Origin of the sequence: Micromonospora sp. NPDC092111, from assembly GCF_044755745.1 — a bacterium.
GTDB lineage: Bacteria > Actinomycetota > Actinomycetes > Mycobacteriales > Micromonosporaceae > Micromonospora.
On record NZ_JBIVRQ010000007.1, the window covers coordinates 336138 to 353334 of the forward strand.

Sequence of the window (17197 nt, forward strand, 5' to 3'; positions counted from 1 at the left end):
GCGATGACGCGGAGGGCACCCGATGACCCAGTCCCCCACCTCCCGCCGGTCCCCGTGGACGGTGCACGGCGACGGCCGCTCGGTCACCCCGGGCGACGTGGTGCACCCCGGCGAACGGCTCTCCTGGCCGCGTACGGTCGGGGTCGGTGTGCAGCACGTGGTGGCGATGTTCGGGGCCACCTTCACGGTGCCGCTGATCACCGGCTTCCCGCCGGCCACCACGCTCTTCTTCTCCGGCCTCGGCACCCTGCTGTTCCTGCTGGTCACCGGCAACCGGCTGCCGTCGTACCTGGGCTCGTCGTTCGCCTTCATCGCACCGGTCCTGGCGGCCAAGGCCGGCGGCGACATCGGCCCGGCGCTCGGCGGGATCGTGGTGGCCGGCGTCGCCCTGGCCCTGGTCGGGCTGGTGGTGCAGCTCGCCGGGGCACGCTGGATCGACGCGCTGATGCCCCCGGTGGTGACCGGCGCGATCGTCGCGCTGATCGGCCTGAACCTCGCCCCGGTGGCCTGGGACGGCGGGGGCAGCGGCACCGGCGTCCGGGCCCAACCGCTGATCGCGCTGGTCACCCTGGCCGCGATCCTGCTCGCCACGGTCGCCTTCCGGGGCTTCCTGGCCCGGCTGTCCATCCTGCTCGGCGTGGTGGTGGGCTGGGTGCTCGCCGCGCTCCTCGGCCACCTGGACCCGAAGTCGGTCGGCGGGCTGCGCGACGCCGCCTGGGTGGGGCTGCCGCAGTTCCACCCGCCCAGCTTCAGCATCCGGGCGGTGGTGCTGGTCATCCCGGTGATCCTGGTGCTGATCGCGGAGAACGCCGGGCACGTCAAGGCGGTCGCCGCGATGACCGGCCGCAACCTCGACAAGGACATGGGCCGGGCGTTCCTCGGCGACGGCCTGGCCACCGTGCTGGCCGGCTCCGGCGGCGGCTCCGGCACCACCACCTACGCGGAGAACATCGGCGTGATGGCGGCGACCCGGGTCTACTCCACCGCCGCGTACTGGGTGGCCGGGCTGGCGGCGGTGCTGCTCGGGTTGAGCCCGAAGTTCGGCGCGCTCATCCTCACCGTGCCGGCCGGCGTGCTGGGCGGGGCCACCACCGCGCTCTACGGCCTGATCGCCGTCCTCGGCGCGCGGATCTGGATCGAGAACCGGGTCGACTTCCACGACCCGGTGAACCTGATGACCGCCGCCGTCCCGGTGATCGTCGGCGCGGCCAACTACACCCTGACCGCCGACGACCTGTCGTTCAACGGCATCGCCCTCGGCACCGCCGCCGCCCTGGTCGTCTACCACACCATGCGGCTGGTGGCCCGGCTGCGCGGCACCACCCCGAACGCCGCCCAGGCCCCCGAACCCGAACTCTGACCCGCCCGCGCCCCGGGCCCGGCGTCCGGTGACACCGGGCCCGAGGTGGGCGGGTCAGTCGCGTTCGATGAGGTGACCGACGACGGTGGGGCCGAGCATCACGGCGAAGCCGGAGCCGTCGCGGCGCGGATCGGCCGGCGGCAGCTCCACCGGGTCGCCGGTCGCGGTCGCGCCGACCGGCCGGGGGCCGATCCACGCCACCACCAGGTCCGTCTCACCCTTGAGGAACCGCTGCGCGCGCACCCCGCCGGTCGCCCGCCCCTTCGCCGGGTACGACCCGAACGGCGTCACCTTGACCGTCGCGCCGGTCGAGGTGACCACCATCGACTCCCCGTGCCCCGGGTCGTCGGGGCGGACCGCACCGAAGAAGACCGCCCGCGCGCCGGCCGGCAGGTTGATGCCGGCCATCCCACCGCCCTTGGGACCCTGCGGGCGGACGACCGTCGCGGCGAACCGCAACAGCGCCGCCTCGCTGCTGACGAAGGCCAGCGTCTCGGTGCCGTCGGTGAGCCAGGTCGCCCCGATCACCTCGTCGCCCGCCCGCAGCGAGATCACCTCGAACTCGTCCGAGCGGACCGGCCACTCCGGCGCGCAGACCTTGACCACGCCGTGCCGGGTGCCGAGCGCCAACCCCGGTGAGTCCTGCCCGGTCGCGCCGAGCGGGGCCAGGCCGACCACCGTCTCCCCCGACTCCAGCGGCACCAGCTCGGCGGCGGCCATCCCCCCGCGCAGCGACACCGTGCCGGCCTGCTCGGGCAGCACCGGCAACGGCAACACGTCGACCTTGAAGGCCCGGCCGGCGCTGGTCACCAGGAGCACCCGGCCTCGGGCGGTGGTGTGCGCGACCGCGCGTACCGTGTCGTGCTTGACCCGGCCGTTGCGCCGACGCCCCTCGGACGCCTCCTCCGACTCGGCCGCGGTCCGGGCGACCAGCCCGGTCGCGGAGAGGATCACCTGGCACGGGTCGTCGGCCACCTCCAGCGGACCGGCCGGCGCGGACGCGGCCAGCACCTCCTTGAGGTCACCGTCGACCAGGGTGGTCCGGCGCGGCCCGCCGAACTGCTTCACCACGGCGGCCAGCTCGTCGGAGACGACCTTCCTGAGCACCTTGACGTCGTCGAGGATCTTCGACAGCTCGGCGATCTCCCCGCGCAGCTTCTCCTGCTCGGCCTCCAGCTCGATCCGGTCGTACTTCGTGAGCCGGCGCAGCGGGGTGTCCAGGATGTAGGTCGCCTGGATCTCGGAGAGCTTGAACGTCCGGATCAGGCCGTCCTTGGCGGCCTGGGCGTCCTCGCTGGCCCGGATCAGCCGGACCACCTTGTCGATGTCGAGCAGGGCGATCAGCAGGCCGTCGACCAGGTGCAGCCGTTCCTCCCGCCGGCGCCGGCGGTAGGCGCTGCGCCGGGTGACCACCTCGTAGCGGTGGGCCAGGAAGACCTCCAGCAACGCCTTCAGCCCGAGGGTGCGCGGCTGGCCGTCGACCAGCACCAGGTTGTTGATGCCGAAGGACTGCTCCAACGGGGTGAGCCGGTAGAGATCGGCCAGCAGCGCCTGCGGGTTGACCCCGACCTTGCACTCGATGACCAGCCGGGTGCCGTTCTCCCGGTCGGTGAGGTCCTTGACGTCGGCGATGCCGGTGAGCCGTTTGGTCTTCGTCACCTCGTTGGTGATCGCCGCGATGACCTTCTCCGCGCCCACCCCGTACGGCAACTCGACGACGGTGATCGCCTGCCGGCCCCGGCTGCCCTCCAGCGGGCCGATCTCCACCCGGCCGCGCATCCGCACCACGCCCCGCCCGGTCTCGTACGCCCGGCGCACCTCGTCCAGGCCAAGCAGCAGACCGCCGGTCGGCAGGTCGGGGCCGGGGACGTACGTCATCAGCTTGTCGAGGTCGGCGTCCGGGTGGTTGATCAGCCAGCGGGCGGCGGTGACCACCTCGCCGAGGTTGTGCGGGATCATGTTGGTGGCCATCCCGACCGCGATCCCGGACGCACCGTTGACCAGCAGGTTGGGGAAGGCGGCGGGCAGCACCGTCGGCTGGGTCAGCGAGCCGTCGTAGTTGGGCTCGACGTCGACGGTGTCCTCGCCCAACTCGCCGACCAGCAGCATCGCCTCCCGGGAGAGCCGGGCCTCGGTGTAGCGGGCGGCGGCCGGGCCGTCGTCCGGGGAGCCGAAGTTGCCGTGTCCGTCGATCAGCGGCGCGTTCAGCGAGAAGTCCTGGGCGAGCCGGACCATCGCGTCGTAGATCGCGGTGTCGCCGTGCGGGTGGTACTTGCCCATCACGTCGCCGACGATCCGGGCCGACTTCACGTGCCCCCGGTCGGGGCGGTGGCCCTGCTCGTGCATCGACCACAGGATGCGCCGGTGCACCGGCTTGAGGCCGTCCCGGGCGTCGGGCAGGGCGCGGGAGTGGATGACCGAGAAGGCGTACTCCAGGTAGGAGTCGGAGACCTCGGTGACCAGCGGGTTGTCGAAGACCCGCGCGCCGGCCTGGTCGAAGGCGGACAGGTCCGCCTTGGCGCGGTCGTCCCTACGGCGTGCCATCGTTCAGCTCTCTTCCCGGTCAGCGGTGGCCACGGTGCTCATGCGTCGATCGCCTCGCGGTCGACCCGGTCCGAGGAGTCGATCAGCCAGTTGCGGCGGGGCTCGACCTTCTCGCCCATCAGCAGTTCGAGGATCCGCTCGGCGGCGTCGACGTCGTCGAGGGTGATCCGGCGGACGGCCCGGGTGGCCGGGTTCATGGTGGTCTCCCACAGTTCGTCGGCGTCCATCTCCCCGAGACCCTTGAACCGGGGGATCGGGGTGACGATCTGCTTGCCGGCCTTCTCCAGCTTGCGGACCGTCGCCTCCATCTCCGCCTGGGTGTAGGTGTAGACGGTCTGCGGGTTGCGCCCCCTGGTGGTGATCTTGTGCAGGGGCGGCATCGCGGCGAAGAGCCGACCGGCCTCGATCAGTGGCCGCATGTAGCGGGCGAAGAGCGTGATCAGCAGGGTACGGATGTGCGCGCCGTCCACGTCGGCATCCGCCATGATCAGCACACGGCCGTACCGCAGCGCGGACAGGTCGAAGGTGCGACCGGAGCCGGCGCCGAGGACCTGCACGATCGCGGCGCACTCGACGTTGTCCAGCACCTGCTGGAGGTTCGCCTTCTGGACGTTGAGGATCTTGCCGCGAATCGGAAGAAGTGCCTGATATTCGGCGGACCGGGCAAGTCGACCCGTCCCGAGGGCGCTGTCGCCCTCCACGATGAACAGCTCGCTGCGGTCGATGCCCGCCGCGCGGCAGTCGACCAGCTTGGCCGGCATCGACGCGCCCTCCAGCGCGGTCTTGCGCCGGGCGGCGTCCTTCTGCTGCTTCTGGGTCAGCCGGACCCGGGCCGCGTCGACGATCTTCTGGAGGACGGTGCGCGCCTCGGCCTTGCTGCGCCGGTCCTCCAGCCACGCCTTGACGTGCTGCTCGACCAGGGTCTGGAGCACCTTGGTGATGCCGGCGGTGGAGAGCTCGTCCTTGGTCTGCGAGGTGAACTGCGGCTCGGGGATGCGGACGTGCACCACCGCCGTCATGCCCTCCAGGACGTCGTCCAGGGTGGGCGGGTCCTCCTTGGCCTTGAGCAGGCCACGGGTGTTGCGCACGGCGTCGGCCAGGGTCCGGGTCAGCGCCCGCTCGAAGCCCCTGCGGTGGGTGCCGCCGTGCGCGTTGCGGATGGTGTTGGTGAAGCACTCGACGGTGCGCTCGTAGCCGGTGCCCCAGCGGAAGGCCACCTCGACCTCGGCCCGGCGCTGCACGTTGGACTGCATCACCCCGTTGGCGTCGGCGGCGTTCTCCCGGTAGGTCCCCTCGCCGGTGACCAGCAGGGTGCCGGAGACCGGTCGGTCCCCGGCGGGGGCGAGGAAGTCCACCATGTCGGTGAGCCCGTTGGGAAAGTGGAACCGCTCCTCGGTCGGCTCCTCGCCGGTGGCGTCGCGCAGCCGGTAGTCGACCCCGGGCACCAGGAAGGCGGTATTGCGCAGCTTCATCCGGACGGCCTGGACGTCGAGCGTCGCGCCGGTCTCGAAGTAGCGGACGTCGTGCCAGTAGCGGATCGAGGTGCCGGTGCGCTGGCCGCGCTTCATCGCCCCGACGATCTGGAGACCGGGGCCGGGGGTGAAGCGGGCGTCCGGGCCGTCGCCGTCGAAGATCCCGGGTACGCCGTGCCGAAACGACATCGCGTGGACCTTGCCGCCGCGCCGGACGGTGACGTCGAACCGGCGGGACAGCGCGTTGACCGCCGACGCGCCGACGCCGTGCAGGCCGCCGGAGGTCTTGTAGCCGGAGCCGCCGAACTTGCCGCCGGCGTGCAGCCGGGTGAGCACCAGCTCGACCCCGGAGATGCCGGACTTGGCGTGCATGTCGGTGGGGATGCCCCGGCCGTCGTCGTCGACCTGCACCGAGCCGTCGGCGTGCAGGATCACCTCGACGGTGGTGGCGTGACCGCCGACACCCTCGTCGGTGGAGTTGTCGAGGATCTCGTTGACGAGGTGACCCACGCCACGGCTGTCGGTGGAGCCGATGTACATGCCGGGACGCTTGCGAACGGCGTCCAGGCCCTCCAGGTGGGTGAGGTCGTCGGCCCCGTAGAGGGTCTCAGGCTGTGCGGTCAACTGGTCGTACTCCCCGGTCTCGGCGGTGTGGTGCCGCTCACCGTCTCGATCTCCACGCGCGGCGCGCCGCAGCGAGCCTAGCCGGACGCCCCGACAGCGGCGTGCAGCCCCGCGCGAACCGCCGCGTCCAGGGCGACGGTCGTGAGCCACCAGACAGCAACGCCGCAGCCCGCCGGGGTCTTCCCGACCGGACACGGGACCCCGGCGCGGAGGTTTCCGAGGTTCAACGATCATGTTACAAGGCATTGACGTCCATCTAGCCGAGGTGATCTGATCGCGACCTCGGAGGATCTTTCACATTTCCATGGACAGATGGGGGACGTCATGTCCAGGTTCCGTCGTACCGCCCTCGCGGCGGTGCTCACCGTCGCCGCGGCCGCCCTGCCGGTCGCCGTCGGACCGCCCGCCCCGGCCGCCGCCGCGCTGCCCACCGCCGCGGTCGCCCTCGGGGACAGCTTCATCAGCGGCGAGGGTGCCGGCGGGTACGCGCCGGTGACCGACCTCAACGGCGTGGCCCAGCCCTTCCCCGGCTGGTCGGCGCCGAACAACAACGCCTACTTCTGCCACCGGTCGCCGAACGCCTCGCTGTTCCGCGCGGAGCTGCCGGGGATCGCCGCCCGGTTCAACCTCGCCTGCTCCGGCGGCCAGCCCTACGACATCGCCAACGCCTCGGCCAGCCGGACCAAGGGCCGGCAGGTCGCCGCCCAACTCGACCAGCTCCGCGCGGTCGGGCAGACCCACGACATCGACCTGGTGCTGGTCGGCCTCGGGTCGAACAACAGCTCCTTCACCTTCGGCAGCGTCGCGGAGAAGTGCGCGAACCGGTTCATCGCCGACGCCTGGACCGGCTGGTGGGAGTTCTGGGCGTACCTGGGCGGGCCGGTCGAGCAGGCGCCCTGCTCCGACGCCGACCTGGCCACCGCCGCCCAGTTCAACGCCGCGACGGCGGAGACCACGGCGGCGGTACGGCAGCTCCTGACCACGCTCGACCAGATCGACGCCGACGGCCAGCACCGCGTCGTGTTCCAGGACTACACCAACCCGCTGCCGCCGGAGCTGGCCTCGACCTACTGGGACGAGGACAGCCGGGACGACACCCGGGACAAGTTCCGCGCGCTGGGCGCCGAGCGGTACGCCGCGGGCTGCCCCATCCACCGGGCCAGCCTCGCCCCCGGCCAGCGCTTCTCGCAGGGCCTCGGCACGCTGGTCAGCTCGGTGCGCGGCACCCTGGCCGCCGAGTTCCCCGCCGCCGACCTGGTCTACCTCAACGTGCAACGGGCCTTCGACGGCGCCCGGCTCTGCGAGTCGCCGGGCAGCCCCGGCAACGCGCTGGCCACCCCGATCCGGCTCCAGGACGGCACCACCGGCGTCTTCGTCACCAGCCTCTCCGGCTACGACAAGCTGGACATCCAGCGGATCGCGAACACCTGCGGAAACTACTTCCAGACCTGTCAGGAGTCCTGGCACCCGAGTGCCGCCGGACACCAGGTCCTCGGCCGGTGCCTGACCGGCGCGGCGGCCACCACCGCCCGTTCGGTGGCCTGCGTACGGTCCCCGGACGGCACCGTCACCGTCGGTTGAGGCACGCCGGTCGGGGGTGACGCGGGTGCGCGCACCCCGACCGGTGCCGGTGCCGGCCGACGGTGGGCCCCGGCCCGGCAAGTCGATGATCCCGCCGAGCTGCTGCCGGCGGACGGCTTCGCCCGTCGGCTGACCGCGCTCGCCGAGTCCGGCGGGGTCGCCGACCGGGTGCGACTGGTCGGCGCGGTGCCCCGGGCGGAGTTGGCCGCCTGGTACCGCTCGGCCGACCTGCTGGTCGCCGCCCCCTGGTACGAGCCGTTCGGGCGCACCTCGCTGGAGGCGATGGCCTGCGGCGTGCCGGTGGATCCGCAGCCGGTACTCCTGGCCGCGCTGCGCCGAGCAGCTCGGCGCGGTCTACGCGGCGGTCGCCGGTGTCGGACGCGTCGCCCCGGTGCCGGCCTGACCGGCGGCGTCGCCCGCACCGGGACGGCATCCGCGCCGGGGCGGTGGGAGACGCCCCCGACGTTACCCGTCGGTAGGTTGTCGTCGTAGGGTGGACCGGTGAGCGGGAACGCGGAGTACACGCAGGAGTTCGTCGACGTCGACGGGGCACGGCTCGGCATCCAGGTGTACCCCGAGCCCGACGGGCCGCCCGGTGCGCCGGTGGTGGTGATCTGGCCGGCGATGGGGGTCCGCGCCCGCTACTACCGCCCGTTCGCCACCGCGCTGCGCGCCGCCGGCCTGACCGTGGTCGTCGCCGACCTGCGCGGCACCGGCGCCAGCACTCCCCCGCCGTCGCGCGCCTGCCGGTACGGCTACGCCGAGCTGGCCGGCGACGTCGGCGCGGTCCTCGCCGCGCTGAAGCCCCGGCTCGACGGCCGTCCGAGGCTGCTGCTCGGGCACTCCCTCGGCGGGCAGGTGGCGCTGCTGCACCTGGCCCTGCACGGCGCCGACGCGGTGGACGGGCTCGCCCTGCTGGCGGTCGGCGTGCCCTACTGGCGCAGCTACCCCGGCGCACGGGGGTACGGCGTGCTGCCGTACACCCAGGGGATCGCGGCGGTCGCCGGGGCGCTCGGGGTCTGGCCGGGCTGGGGGTTCGGCGGGCGGCAGGCCCACGGGGTGATCCGGGACTGGGCGTACACCGCCCGCACGGGTCGTTTCCCGACCCTGGACGGGGTGGACGCCGAGGCCGCCGTGGGCAGGCTGGCCACCCCGGTGCTCGCGGTCAGCGTCGACGACGACCAGTACACCCCGCACGGCACGCTCGACCACCTCTGCGCCAAGCTCACCGCCGCCCCGGTCACCCGGGACCGCTACACAGTGGCCGAGGCGGGCGCCCCGCTGGACCACTTCGCCTGGGTCCGGGCCGGGGTGCCGCTGGCCCGGCGGGTGGCCGACTTCGCGGCGGGCCTGCCGCGCCGCTGACCTCCGACGCGCCCGGTCCAGGAAAGCGGTCCGGCGGACCCGTGCCGGGACGACCGGGCACCCGGTCGGACCGGGGCGGCGGATGCGGCCGGTTGTCCCCCGCCGCCAGGTGCGCCGACGACTCCTGCGGTCGCCTCCGGCGAGGGGCCGTCCGCTCGCCTGCGGCGACGGGCCGTCCGGGCCGCGTGCGTAGCCGCGCGAACCGTGGGTATGCCGCTGCGCCCGAACACGGTGGAGGGGGATCAGATGTCCGAACGGCACACCGCACTGCGCTCGATGCACGACCTGGGCCTGGCAGCCTGGTTCGGTGGCTCCCTGATGGGGGCGCTCGGCGTGAACGGAGCGGCGGCACAGATCAGCGACTCGACGCAGCGGCTCACCGTGGCCTCGGCCGGGTGGTCCCGGTGGACCCCGGTCAACGCGGCGGCGATCGGCGCCCACCTGGCCGGCGCGGTCGGCGAACTGGCCAGCGAGAGCCCACGGATGATGGCGCAGGCGGGGGTGGGCAGGATGAGCGCGGTGAAGACGGCGCTCACCGTCGGCGCGCTCGCGGTCACCGGGTACAGCCGGCTGGTCGGCATGAAGCTGCAGAAGGCCGGCAATCCGCCGGTCTCCGGGATCACCGAGCCCAACTTCCAGACACCCGCGGATGTGGCGGCCCGGCAGCGGCAGATGAAGGTGCTCCAGTGGACGATCCCGGCGCTGACCGGGGCGCTGGTGGTGGTGACCGCGTACATGGGCGAGCAGCAGAAGCCCGGTCAGGTGTTCCGCGGCCTGCTGGGGCGCGCCGGCGGGCTGATGAGCACGCCGAAGTCGATGGGCAGGCTGGCCTCGATGGGTGCCGCCCGGCGCCGGATGGCGATGGCCGGCTGACGGCCACGGTGCGGGACCGGCCGGTACGGGGCCGGCCGTCGCGGTGTCGACGGCCGGCCCCGCCCCGGCGGGTCGCCGGGGCAGGACGGCGCGCAGTCGCGGGGTGACCCGTGCCCGCCGGACGACGAGCAGTGAGGTGGCGATGACGGCGAACGATCGACCGAACGACACCGGGCGCGGGCCGCAGTCCGCCGCCCCCTGGGGCACCACGGACGGCTTCGACGCGGACCCGCCGTGGGGCGCGGGTGCCGACGACCCGATGGACGAGGGCAGCGAGGAGACGGCCGTGCCGGAGGGCCGGCGGGGTGAGCGTCGGGCCGGCGCACCGGCCCAGGACTCCCCGCCGGCGGGCCGGCACGGCTTCGGCCCGGTCGAGCCCACCCCGACGATGCCGGCCGGCCCGGGTGCCCCGCCGGACCCGGCACCGGCCCGGCGATCCTTCCCGAACGACACGGCGGGCGGCGACCTGCCGGACAACGCCGTGGAGGAGGCGACCGGGATGCACCCGGAGGGCATCAGCCGGGAGTGATCCGGGCGGGCGGACGCCGGTCAGCGCCGTGGCCGCGCATCGGACCAGCGCCGGTCGGCCACGGCCGGATCGGCCACCGTTGGCGGCCGGGTGACCTCCCGGAAGTTGTCGGGGGTCGGTCCTAGCGTGTGCCTGGACGACGGCGGCGACGGAAGGCGGACGGGATGGCGACTTCGGAGCGGGTGCCCACCGGCGAGCGGGCCGACCTGCTACGGATCCTCGGCCGGCAGCGCGGCTTCCTGCGGCACACCGTGCGCGGGCTGACCGACGAGCAGGCGGCGACCCGCAGCACGGTCAGTGAGCTGTGCCTGGGCGGCCTGGTCAAGCACCTGGCCGTGGTCGAGCAGCGGTGGGCGCGGTTCGCGGTCGGGGGCGCCGAGGCGATGCAGAGCGAGGCGGTCGACTGGGCCGACGTGTTCCGGATGTCCGGGGGTGACACCCTGGCCGGCCTGCTCGCCCGGTACGACGAGGTCGCCGCCCACACCGACGAGCTGGTCGGTGCCCTCGACCTGGACGCGAGCCACCCGCTGCCGGCCGCGCCCTGGTTCGAGCCGGGCGCGAGCTGGTCGGTGCGCCAGGTGGTGCTGCACATCGTCGCCGAGACCGCGCAGCACACCGGCCACGCCGACATCATCCGCGAGACGATCGACGGGCAGAAGACGATGGGCTGACCGGGCTGACCGGGGCGGAGGCGGCTCCGACCGGCTTCCCGGTCACCCCCGCTGAGCTGGTGTGACCGGGGCCACCCGACCGCGGCTCGTGTGACGTCCCATCGGCGACTGACGCTCAGGGACACGAGATGGACGCACATGGCCTGGACCGGGAGACGGTCGAACGGCTGCTCAGCGGGCCGGTCGTCGACCCGCCGGACGGCCCGGGACCGCTCGTCGCGCTCCTCACGGCGGTCCGCACCGCACCGCACCCCGGCGAGCTGCCCGGGGAACGCGCGGCGGTGCAGGCGTTCCACGCCGTACGGGCCGGTCCGCCCGGCCCCGCCGCCACGAACCCGCCCGGCCCCGCCGTTCCGCACCCGCCCGGCGCGCAGCCGCCGAGCCCTAGCGACGGTCCCGGTTAGCGTGGGGTGGATGACGCGGTCAGGGCTGGTAGCTTGCCCCGATGATGCTGCGGCGTCGGCGTCTGGCGGGTCAGGACCGGATCAGTCCCCGGACGTAGGCGGCCTGACCGACGTGCTGAAGATCGTCCTCGGCGACGCTGACCAACCGGACACCGAGGGTCACCGGCGGCTCCCAGTCCGCGTCGACCACCCGGTCCAGGTCCGCCGGTTCGAGCCCGGCCAGGAATGCCCGGGTACGCTCCGCCACCGCCTGGTAGTAGTCGACCAGCGCCTCGGCGCTCTCCGGACGGACGGCGACGATCTGGTCCGGGGTGTGGCCGTAGCCGGTGTCGTCCGGGTCGGCGGAGAGCCCGAACCGGGCCGCCCGGTCGCCGGTCACCCACACCTGCGCGACGCCGAGCAGGTCGGCGACGTGCCGGTCCTGGATCCGGGTGAGATGCCAGACCAGCCAGCCGACCGGATTGGCGGCCGGGCCGGGCGGCCGGCGCAGTTCCTCGGGGCTGAGCCCGTCCACCGCGGCGCGCACCAGGCCGGGCAGTCGGTCGTAGGTCTCGGTCAGCAGGTCGGCGACGTTCACGGCGTACTCCTTCGCGGGCGACGGCGGACGCTGTTCAGGTACCGCCGTCGGGGGCCGGCAAACCCGCACTCTAGGGTGATCGCGTGGTCGCGGCGCTGGAGTTGTACCTGGACACCGACGCCACCCGGCGCATCCGGGCGCTGTGGGACGCGCTGGAGGCGGAGGGCGTGCAGAGCCTGCGCTCCCTGCTGGCGCAGCGGCACCGGCCGCACGTCTCGCTGGCCGTGGCACCCCGCCTGGACCCGGACCGGGTGGCCGAGGCGCTGACCGGCACGGTGGTGGCCGCCCCGCTGCGGCTGGGTTTCCAGCACGCCGGCCAGTTCGTGGGCCGGGTCCTCTGGCTCGGTGTCACCCCGACCGCGGACCTGCTCGCCCACCACGCCCTGGTGCACGACCGGCTGGCCGGGGCCGGGGTGGAGCTGGCCGAGCACTACCGGCCGGGGCGGTGGGTGCCGCACTGCACGCTCTCCATGCGAGTATCGAACACCCTGATGGCCGCGGCGGTCCGGCGCTGCCTGGAGGTGCTGCCGCTGGAGGCGACGGTGGTCGGCGCGGCCGTCGTCGACCACGCCCGGGACATCTGCCGCCCGCTCCCCTGACCGGTCCGGCCGGTCGGGTCACCCGGGCGGGCTTGCCCCGGCGGCGGTGGCCGGTGAGAATCGCCGGGACCGGTGTCGCGACCCCGGCGGCGCTGGGCCGTACGGGCAGAAACGTCGACTCTTCCCCGAAGGGGCGATGTGCCCGTGCACCCCATGCTGCGTCGGCTCGACGATCTCGCCGCCCACCTGGCCACCCGCGGCGACGCCGTGGCGCTGCTCGGCGTCGGCTCGGCCGGCGTCGACCACGACCGGCTCGACGCCCACTCCGACCTCGACTTCTTCGTCGTGGTGGCGGACGGCGCGAAGCCGGGCTACCTCGACTCGGTCGACTGGCTCGCCGCCGTCTGCCCGGTGGCGTACAGCTTCGCCAACGACCGTAACGGCCGCAAGGCGCTCTACGCCGACGGCGTCTTCGTCGAGTACGCCGTCTTCACCGTCGACGAGCTGGCCCGCCTGCCGTTCACCGGTGCCCGGGTGGTCTGGCAGCACGCCGACGCCCCGGCGGGACTGGCCGAGTGCGGTCCACCGCCGCCCGGCCCGCCGTACGACACGGTGGAGTTCCACCTCAACGAGGCGCTGACCAACCTCTACGTCGGCCTGCACCGGGAGCTGCGCGGCGAACAGCTCACCGCGTCCCGGTTCGTGCAGTCGTACGCGGTCGACCGGGTGATCGACCTGCTCCGGCTCACCGAGCCGGTCGGGGCGCACCGGCGGGACCCGTTCGACCCGAGCCGGCGGGTGGAGCGGGCGTACCCGCCGGAGGTCCTGCCGCTGGCCGCGATGGTGCCGGGCTACCGGGGCAACCGGGCGGCGGCCCGGGTGGTGCTGGACTGGCTGGCGGCCCGCTTCCCGGTGGACCCGGTGATCGGCGACGCCGTCCGCCGGTTGCTCGACGTCCCGCCCGGCTGACCCGCGCCCGGGGCGGGCCGCTGGGGCCGACCCGTCAGGCGGGTCGTTCGGGCCGGGTGATGCCCCAGCTACGGCCCGCCGGATCGCGCAGCAGCACCTCGCGGGGCGTGCCGTTGGCCGAGGTGATCCGGGCCCCGGCCGCGACGGCCCGTTGCAGCACGGCGCTGGGGTCGGCGGACTCGACGGTCAGCACCGGCAGCCGGACGGCCGGCGCGAGCGGGTCGGACCACTCGCTGACCGTGAAGCGGTGGCCGTCGACGACGAGTTCAGCGGCGAGCACCCGACCGTCGGGCAGGCACTCCTGCCGGTGCGGGACGGCACCGAAGACGCGGGTGTAGAACGCGATGGCGTCGGACGCGTCGACGACCGTGAGGTGTGGCGCGTCCGGCGGGTGCTCGGAACTCATCACGTCGATGCCGCCTTCCCCGTCGACCGGCGACGGATCCACCTGGACCGACGGTAGGCCGCCGGCCACCGCCCCGGCACCCTTAACCGACCCCTGAGCCGCGCCCGGAACCCCGCGTACCGGCCCGGCCGGGCGCGGTGCCGGGCCGGTGGCCAGCGGCGGCGTCGGACCGGCCCGGCGGCTAGGGGTGGTGACCGGCCGGCCCGCGCACTAGCGTCGGCGGCACCGGGGCCGTCCCGCGCGCCCGTGCCGATCGACCAGGGAGGCGTGGACCGTGTCGCTGCTGGCCGCGATGTCATCGTCGAGCGACGACCGTCCGGACGCGGTCCGGGTGGGTGACCGGTCGGTCTCCCGGTCCCGGCTGCGGGAGACGGCCGCCGCGGTCGCCGACGACCTGCGCGGCCTCGACCGGGTCGCGGTGGAGACCACGCCGACGCTGGAGACGGTGGTCGGCGTGGTGGGCGCGCTGCTCGCCGGCACGGCGGTGGTGCCGGTGCCGCCGGACGCCGGCCCCCGGGAGCGGGAGCACATCCTGCGCGACTCGGCGGTGGGGGCCCTGCTGGCCCCGGCGGGCGGGCCGCCCGGCGGGGGCAACCTGCCGGTCGTCCCGGTCGATCTGCGGCGGGTGTCGGCCACCGACCATCCGGAGCCCGGACCGGACCGGACCGCCCTGATCCTCTACACCAGCGGGACCACCGGCGCGCCGAAGGGGGCGCTGATCTCCCGGGGGGCGATCGCCACCTGCCTGGACGGGCTGGCCGACGCCTGGGACTGGACGCCGGACGACCTGCTGGTGCACGGCCTGCCGCTGTTCCACGTGCACGGCCTGGTGCTCGGCGTGCTCGGTCCGCTGCGGGTCGGCAGCCGGCTGCACCACGTCGGCCGCCCGCACCCGGAGCGGTACGCGGCGGCCGGTGGGACGCTCTACTTCGGCGTACCGACGGTCTGGTCGCGGATCGGCGCGGCGCCGGCCGCCGCCCGGGCGCTGCGCCCGGCCCGGCTGCTGGTCTCCGGCAGCGCCGCGCTGCCCACGGCGGTCTTCGACGGCCTGGCCGCGCTGACCGGGCACCGGGTCGTCGAGCGGTACGGCATGACGGAAACCCTGATCACGGTGAGCGCCCGGGCGGACGGCCCGCGCCGGCCGGGCACGGTCGGCGTGCCGCTGCCGGGCGTACGCACCCGGATCGTCGACGAGCAGGGCCGGGACCTGCCGGCCGACGGGACGGCGATGGGTGAGTTGCTGGTCGACGGCCCGACCCTGTTCGACGGCTACCTGAACCGGCCGGACGCGGACGCGGCGGGCCGCAGCGCCGACGGCTGGTTCCGCACCGGCGACGTCGCCACCGTCGGCCCGGACGGCTGGCACCGGATCGTCGGCCGGGCGAGCACCGACCTGATCAAGAGCGGCGGCTACCGGATCGGGGCGGGTGAGGTGGAGGAGGCGCTGCTGGCCCACCCCGGGGTACGGGAGGCGGCGGTGGTGGGCCTACCGCACCCGGACCTCGGACAGCAGGTCACCGCGTACGTGGTGGCCGACGGGGTGACCGGGCCGGAGCTGGTCGACTTCGTGGCCCGGCAGTTGTCGGTGCACAAGCGACCCCGCGAGGTCCGGCTGGTCGACGCGCTGCCGCGCAACGCGTTGGGCAAGGTGCAGAAGAAGCGCCTCGTCGAGGGGTGAGGGTCAGACCGGCGCGGGCGCGGGCAGCACCGGGCGCAGCCACGAGTCGGGTCGGCCGCGCGGACGCCACTCCCGGGGGTAGCCGACGGACACCTCCTCGAAGCGCACCCCGTCGTGCCAGGTGACCCGGGGGATGTGCAGGTGGCCGTAGATCACCGTGGCGGCGTGGAAGCGGCGGTGCCAGTCGGCGGTGAGTTCGGTGCCGCACCACTGGGCGAACTCGGGATAGCGCAGGATGTCGGTGGGCGTGCGGACCAGCGGGTAGTGGTTGACGAGGACCGTCGGCACGGCCGGGTCGCAGGCGGCGAGCCGGGTCTCGGTCAGCGCCACCCGGGCCCGGCACCAGGCGTCCCGGCTCGGGTACGGGTCGGGGTGCAGGAACACCTCGTCCGCGCAGACGACACCGACGGCGTGGGCGCGGGCCAGCGCCTGTTCCTTGCTGGTGACGCCGGGTTCGCGGAACGAGTAGTCGTAGCCGACGAACAGCGGCGCCACCAGCAGCGGCCCGCCGACGCCGGTCCACACCGGGTAGTCGTCCTCGGGGGTGGTCACGCCGAGGTCCCGGCACAACCGGACGATGGCCTGGTAGCGGGCCTCGCCGCGGAGCCGGACCGGGTCCTGGGAGTGGGTCCACAGCTCGTGGTTGCCGGGCGCCCAGATGACCTTGCCGAACCGTTCGCTGAGCAGCTTCAGCGCCCAGGAGACGTCGGCGAAGAGTTCGGCGACGTCGCCGGCGACGATCAGCCAGTCACCGGCCGTCCGGGGCCACAGGCTCTCCACGATCTTCCGGTTCTCCGGGTACGCGACGTGCAGGTCGCTGACGGCATAGATGCCGGGGTTCATGCGATCTGGTTCCCCTCGTTCAGTGCGGTACGGCGACGACGGTCAGGGTGAGGCCCGCCGCGTGGCGGTAGCGGCCGTCGAAGTCCCGCCCACCACCCGGGACGAGGACGCGGGCGGTGAAGGTGTGCGTGGCGGGGTGGACGGTGACCCGGGCCTCGTCGAAGCCGAGGAAGACGCCGGTGGTCGGGTACCACGCCTTGTAGAGGGCCTCCTTGGCGCTGAACAGCAGCCGGTCCCAGTGGGGGCCGGGGGCGTCGGCGGTCAGCCGGTGGACCATGGCCTGCTCGTCGGGCAGGGCGATCGCGGCGAGGACGCCGTCCGGGAGCGGGCCGTCGGGTTCGGCGTCGATCCCGATGGTCCGGACGTCCTGCTGGCGGGCGACGACGGCCGCCCGGTAGCCGGCGCAGTGGGTGAGGCTGCCGACCACCCCGGGCGGCCAGACGGGCGCGCCGCGGTCGCCGGTGAGGATGGGACCGGGTGGCACGCCGAGGGCGCGCAGGGCGCGGCGGGCGCAGGTGCGGGCGGTGGTGAACTCCCGCCGGCGCTTCTCCACGGCGCGGGCCACCAGGGCGGCTTCCTCGGGGTGCAGCGGTTCGGTGTCGGTGTCGTCGAACGCCTCGACGGCGGCGGCCCCCGGCGGCGTGAGCTGCTCGATCATGCGGCGGGCCGGATCGTCCAGGTGTCGCCGTTGGTGAGGAGGTTGGTGAGTTGTTGTTCGGGGGTGTCGGTGGTGGTGGCTTTGGCGGTGGCTACTTGTTCTTG

16 protein-coding genes and 1 pseudogene are annotated in these 17197 nt (G+C 74.2%); 11 read left to right on the forward strand and 6 right to left on the reverse strand.

The window, feature by feature from the left end; all coding sequences use genetic code 11:
- Window positions 1-22: 22 nt before the first annotated feature.
- Entirely contained in the window at window positions 23-1360 is a 1338-nt protein-coding gene (locus tag ACIQG9_RS17370) for a uracil-xanthine permease family protein (protein ID WP_400403165.1), read from the forward strand.
- 54 nt (window positions 1361-1414) lie between these two features.
- Here the strand turns inward: ACIQG9_RS17370 and ACIQG9_RS17375 are convergent, their stop codons facing one another.
- Together ACIQG9_RS17375 and ACIQG9_RS17380 are read right to left on the reverse strand one after the other, a co-directional pair.
- Window positions 1415-3904, reverse strand: coding sequence for a DNA topoisomerase (ATP-hydrolyzing) subunit A (locus tag ACIQG9_RS17375; protein ID WP_400403167.1), 2490 nt, complete (start codon window positions 3902-3904; stop codon window positions 1415-1417).
- Window positions 3905-3942: 38 nt separating this feature from the next.
- Window positions 3943-6000: a type IIA DNA topoisomerase subunit B gene (locus ACIQG9_RS17380; RefSeq protein ID WP_400403170.1), complete on the reverse strand. Its 2058-nt coding sequence runs from the start codon at window positions 5998-6000 to the stop codon at window positions 3943-3945.
- A 324-nt stretch (window positions 6001-6324) separates the two neighbouring features.
- On the opposite strand from ACIQG9_RS17380, the gene ACIQG9_RS17385 reads away from it, so the two are divergent.
- The 7 genes and pseudogenes from ACIQG9_RS17385 (at window position 6325) to ACIQG9_RS17415 (ending at window position 11423) form a co-directional block, all read left to right on the forward strand.
- Complete coding sequence (locus tag ACIQG9_RS17385) at window positions 6325-7581, forward strand: hypothetical protein (protein ID WP_400403173.1); 1257 nt, start codon at window positions 6325-6327, stop codon at window positions 7579-7581.
- 90 nt (window positions 7582-7671) lie between these two features.
- A pseudogene (locus ACIQG9_RS17390) lies at window positions 7672-7884 on the forward strand (glycosyltransferase); the annotation flags it as partial.
- A 198-nt stretch (window positions 7885-8082) separates the two neighbouring features.
- Complete coding sequence (locus tag ACIQG9_RS17395) at window positions 8083-8946, forward strand: alpha/beta fold hydrolase (RefSeq protein ID WP_400403176.1); 864 nt, start codon at window positions 8083-8085, stop codon at window positions 8944-8946.
- Between the two features lie 246 nt (window positions 8947-9192).
- Window positions 9193-9819 carry a hypothetical protein gene (locus ACIQG9_RS17400; RefSeq protein WP_400403178.1) on the forward strand — a complete coding sequence of 209 codons (627 nt, stop codon included), beginning with the start codon at window positions 9193-9195 and terminating at the stop codon, window positions 9817-9819.
- A gap of 142 nt (window positions 9820-9961) precedes the next feature.
- Window positions 9962-10348, forward strand: a complete 387-nt coding sequence (locus ACIQG9_RS17405; RefSeq protein WP_400403181.1) for a hypothetical protein — start codon at window positions 9962-9964, stop codon at window positions 10346-10348.
- A gap of 164 nt (window positions 10349-10512) precedes the next feature.
- The gene (locus tag ACIQG9_RS17410; RefSeq protein WP_400403183.1) at window positions 10513-11019 is read left to right on the forward strand and encodes a DinB family protein; all 507 of its coding nucleotides are present in this window, start codon (window positions 10513-10515) and stop codon (window positions 11017-11019) included.
- 128 nt (window positions 11020-11147) lie between these two features.
- Window positions 11148-11423: a hypothetical protein gene (locus ACIQG9_RS17415; RefSeq protein ID WP_400403185.1), complete on the forward strand. Its 276-nt coding sequence runs from the start codon at window positions 11148-11150 to the stop codon at window positions 11421-11423.
- 70 nt (window positions 11424-11493) lie between these two features.
- Here ACIQG9_RS17415 and ACIQG9_RS17420 read toward each other — a convergent pair whose 3' ends face one another.
- Window positions 11494-12000, reverse strand: a complete 507-nt coding sequence (locus ACIQG9_RS17420; RefSeq protein ID WP_400403187.1) for a DUF664 domain-containing protein — start codon at window positions 11998-12000, stop codon at window positions 11494-11496.
- 83 nt (window positions 12001-12083) lie between these two features.
- Here ACIQG9_RS17420 and ACIQG9_RS17425 point away from each other — a divergent pair, with 83 nt between their 5' ends.
- Window positions 12084-12599: a 2'-5' RNA ligase family protein gene (locus ACIQG9_RS17425; RefSeq protein WP_400403190.1), complete on the forward strand. Its 516-nt coding sequence runs from the start codon at window positions 12084-12086 to the stop codon at window positions 12597-12599.
- Window positions 12600-12737: 138 nt separating this feature from the next.
- A complete protein-coding gene (locus tag ACIQG9_RS17430) occupies window positions 12738-13508 on the forward strand; it encodes a hypothetical protein (RefSeq protein ID WP_400403192.1) in 771 nt (256 codons plus the stop codon).
- A 34-nt stretch (window positions 13509-13542) separates the two neighbouring features.
- Here ACIQG9_RS17430 and ACIQG9_RS17435 read toward each other — a convergent pair whose 3' ends face one another.
- Window positions 13543-13956: a VOC family protein gene (locus ACIQG9_RS17435; RefSeq protein ID WP_400403195.1), complete on the reverse strand. Its 414-nt coding sequence runs from the start codon at window positions 13954-13956 to the stop codon at window positions 13543-13545.
- 250 nt (window positions 13957-14206) lie between these two features.
- On the opposite strand from ACIQG9_RS17435, the gene ACIQG9_RS17440 reads away from it, so the two are divergent.
- Complete coding sequence (locus ACIQG9_RS17440) at window positions 14207-15592, forward strand: acyl-CoA synthetase (RefSeq protein WP_400403238.1); 1386 nt, start codon at window positions 14207-14209, stop codon at window positions 15590-15592.
- A 3-nt stretch (window positions 15593-15595) separates the two neighbouring features.
- On the opposite strand, the gene ACIQG9_RS17445 is transcribed toward ACIQG9_RS17440, so the two are convergent.
- Both ACIQG9_RS17445 and ACIQG9_RS17450 read right to left on the reverse strand, forming a co-directional pair.
- A complete protein-coding gene (locus tag ACIQG9_RS17445) occupies window positions 15596-16435 on the reverse strand; it encodes a metallophosphoesterase family protein (protein WP_400403197.1) in 840 nt (279 codons plus the stop codon).
- A 19-nt stretch (window positions 16436-16454) separates the two neighbouring features.
- The gene (locus tag ACIQG9_RS17450; RefSeq protein WP_400403199.1) at window positions 16455-17093 is read right to left on the reverse strand and encodes a 4'-phosphopantetheinyl transferase; all 639 of its coding nucleotides are present in this window, start codon (window positions 17091-17093) and stop codon (window positions 16455-16457) included.
- Window positions 17094-17197 lie beyond the last annotated feature (104 nt).

Coding starts and splice junctions, on each gene's coding strand:
- ACIQG9_RS17450 (WP_400403199.1), bottom strand. CDS start 17,093: ATGATCGAGCAGCTCACGCCGCCGGGGGCCGCCGCCGTCGAGGCGTTC.
- ACIQG9_RS17375 (WP_400403167.1), bottom strand. CDS start 3,904: ATGGCACGCCGTAGGGACGACCGCGCCAAGGCGGACCTGTCCGCCTTC.
- ACIQG9_RS17410 (WP_400403183.1), top strand. CDS start 10,513: ATGGCGACTTCGGAGCGGGTGCCCACCGGCGAGCGGGCCGACCTGCTA.
- ACIQG9_RS17445 (WP_400403197.1), bottom strand. CDS start 16,435: ATGAACCCCGGCATCTATGCCGTCAGCGACCTGCACGTCGCGTACCCG.
- ACIQG9_RS17400 (WP_400403178.1), top strand. CDS start 9,193: ATGTCCGAACGGCACACCGCACTGCGCTCGATGCACGACCTGGGCCTG.
- ACIQG9_RS17405 (WP_400403181.1), top strand. CDS start 9,962: ATGACGGCGAACGATCGACCGAACGACACCGGGCGCGGGCCGCAGTCC.
- ACIQG9_RS17385 (WP_400403173.1), top strand. CDS start 6,325: ATGTCCAGGTTCCGTCGTACCGCCCTCGCGGCGGTGCTCACCGTCGCC.
- ACIQG9_RS17370 (WP_400403165.1), top strand. CDS start 23: ATGACCCAGTCCCCCACCTCCCGCCGGTCCCCGTGGACGGTGCACGGC.
- ACIQG9_RS17440 (WP_400403238.1), top strand. CDS start 14,207: ATGTCATCGTCGAGCGACGACCGTCCGGACGCGGTCCGGGTGGGTGAC.
- ACIQG9_RS17415 (WP_400403185.1), top strand. CDS start 11,148: ATGGACGCACATGGCCTGGACCGGGAGACGGTCGAACGGCTGCTCAGC.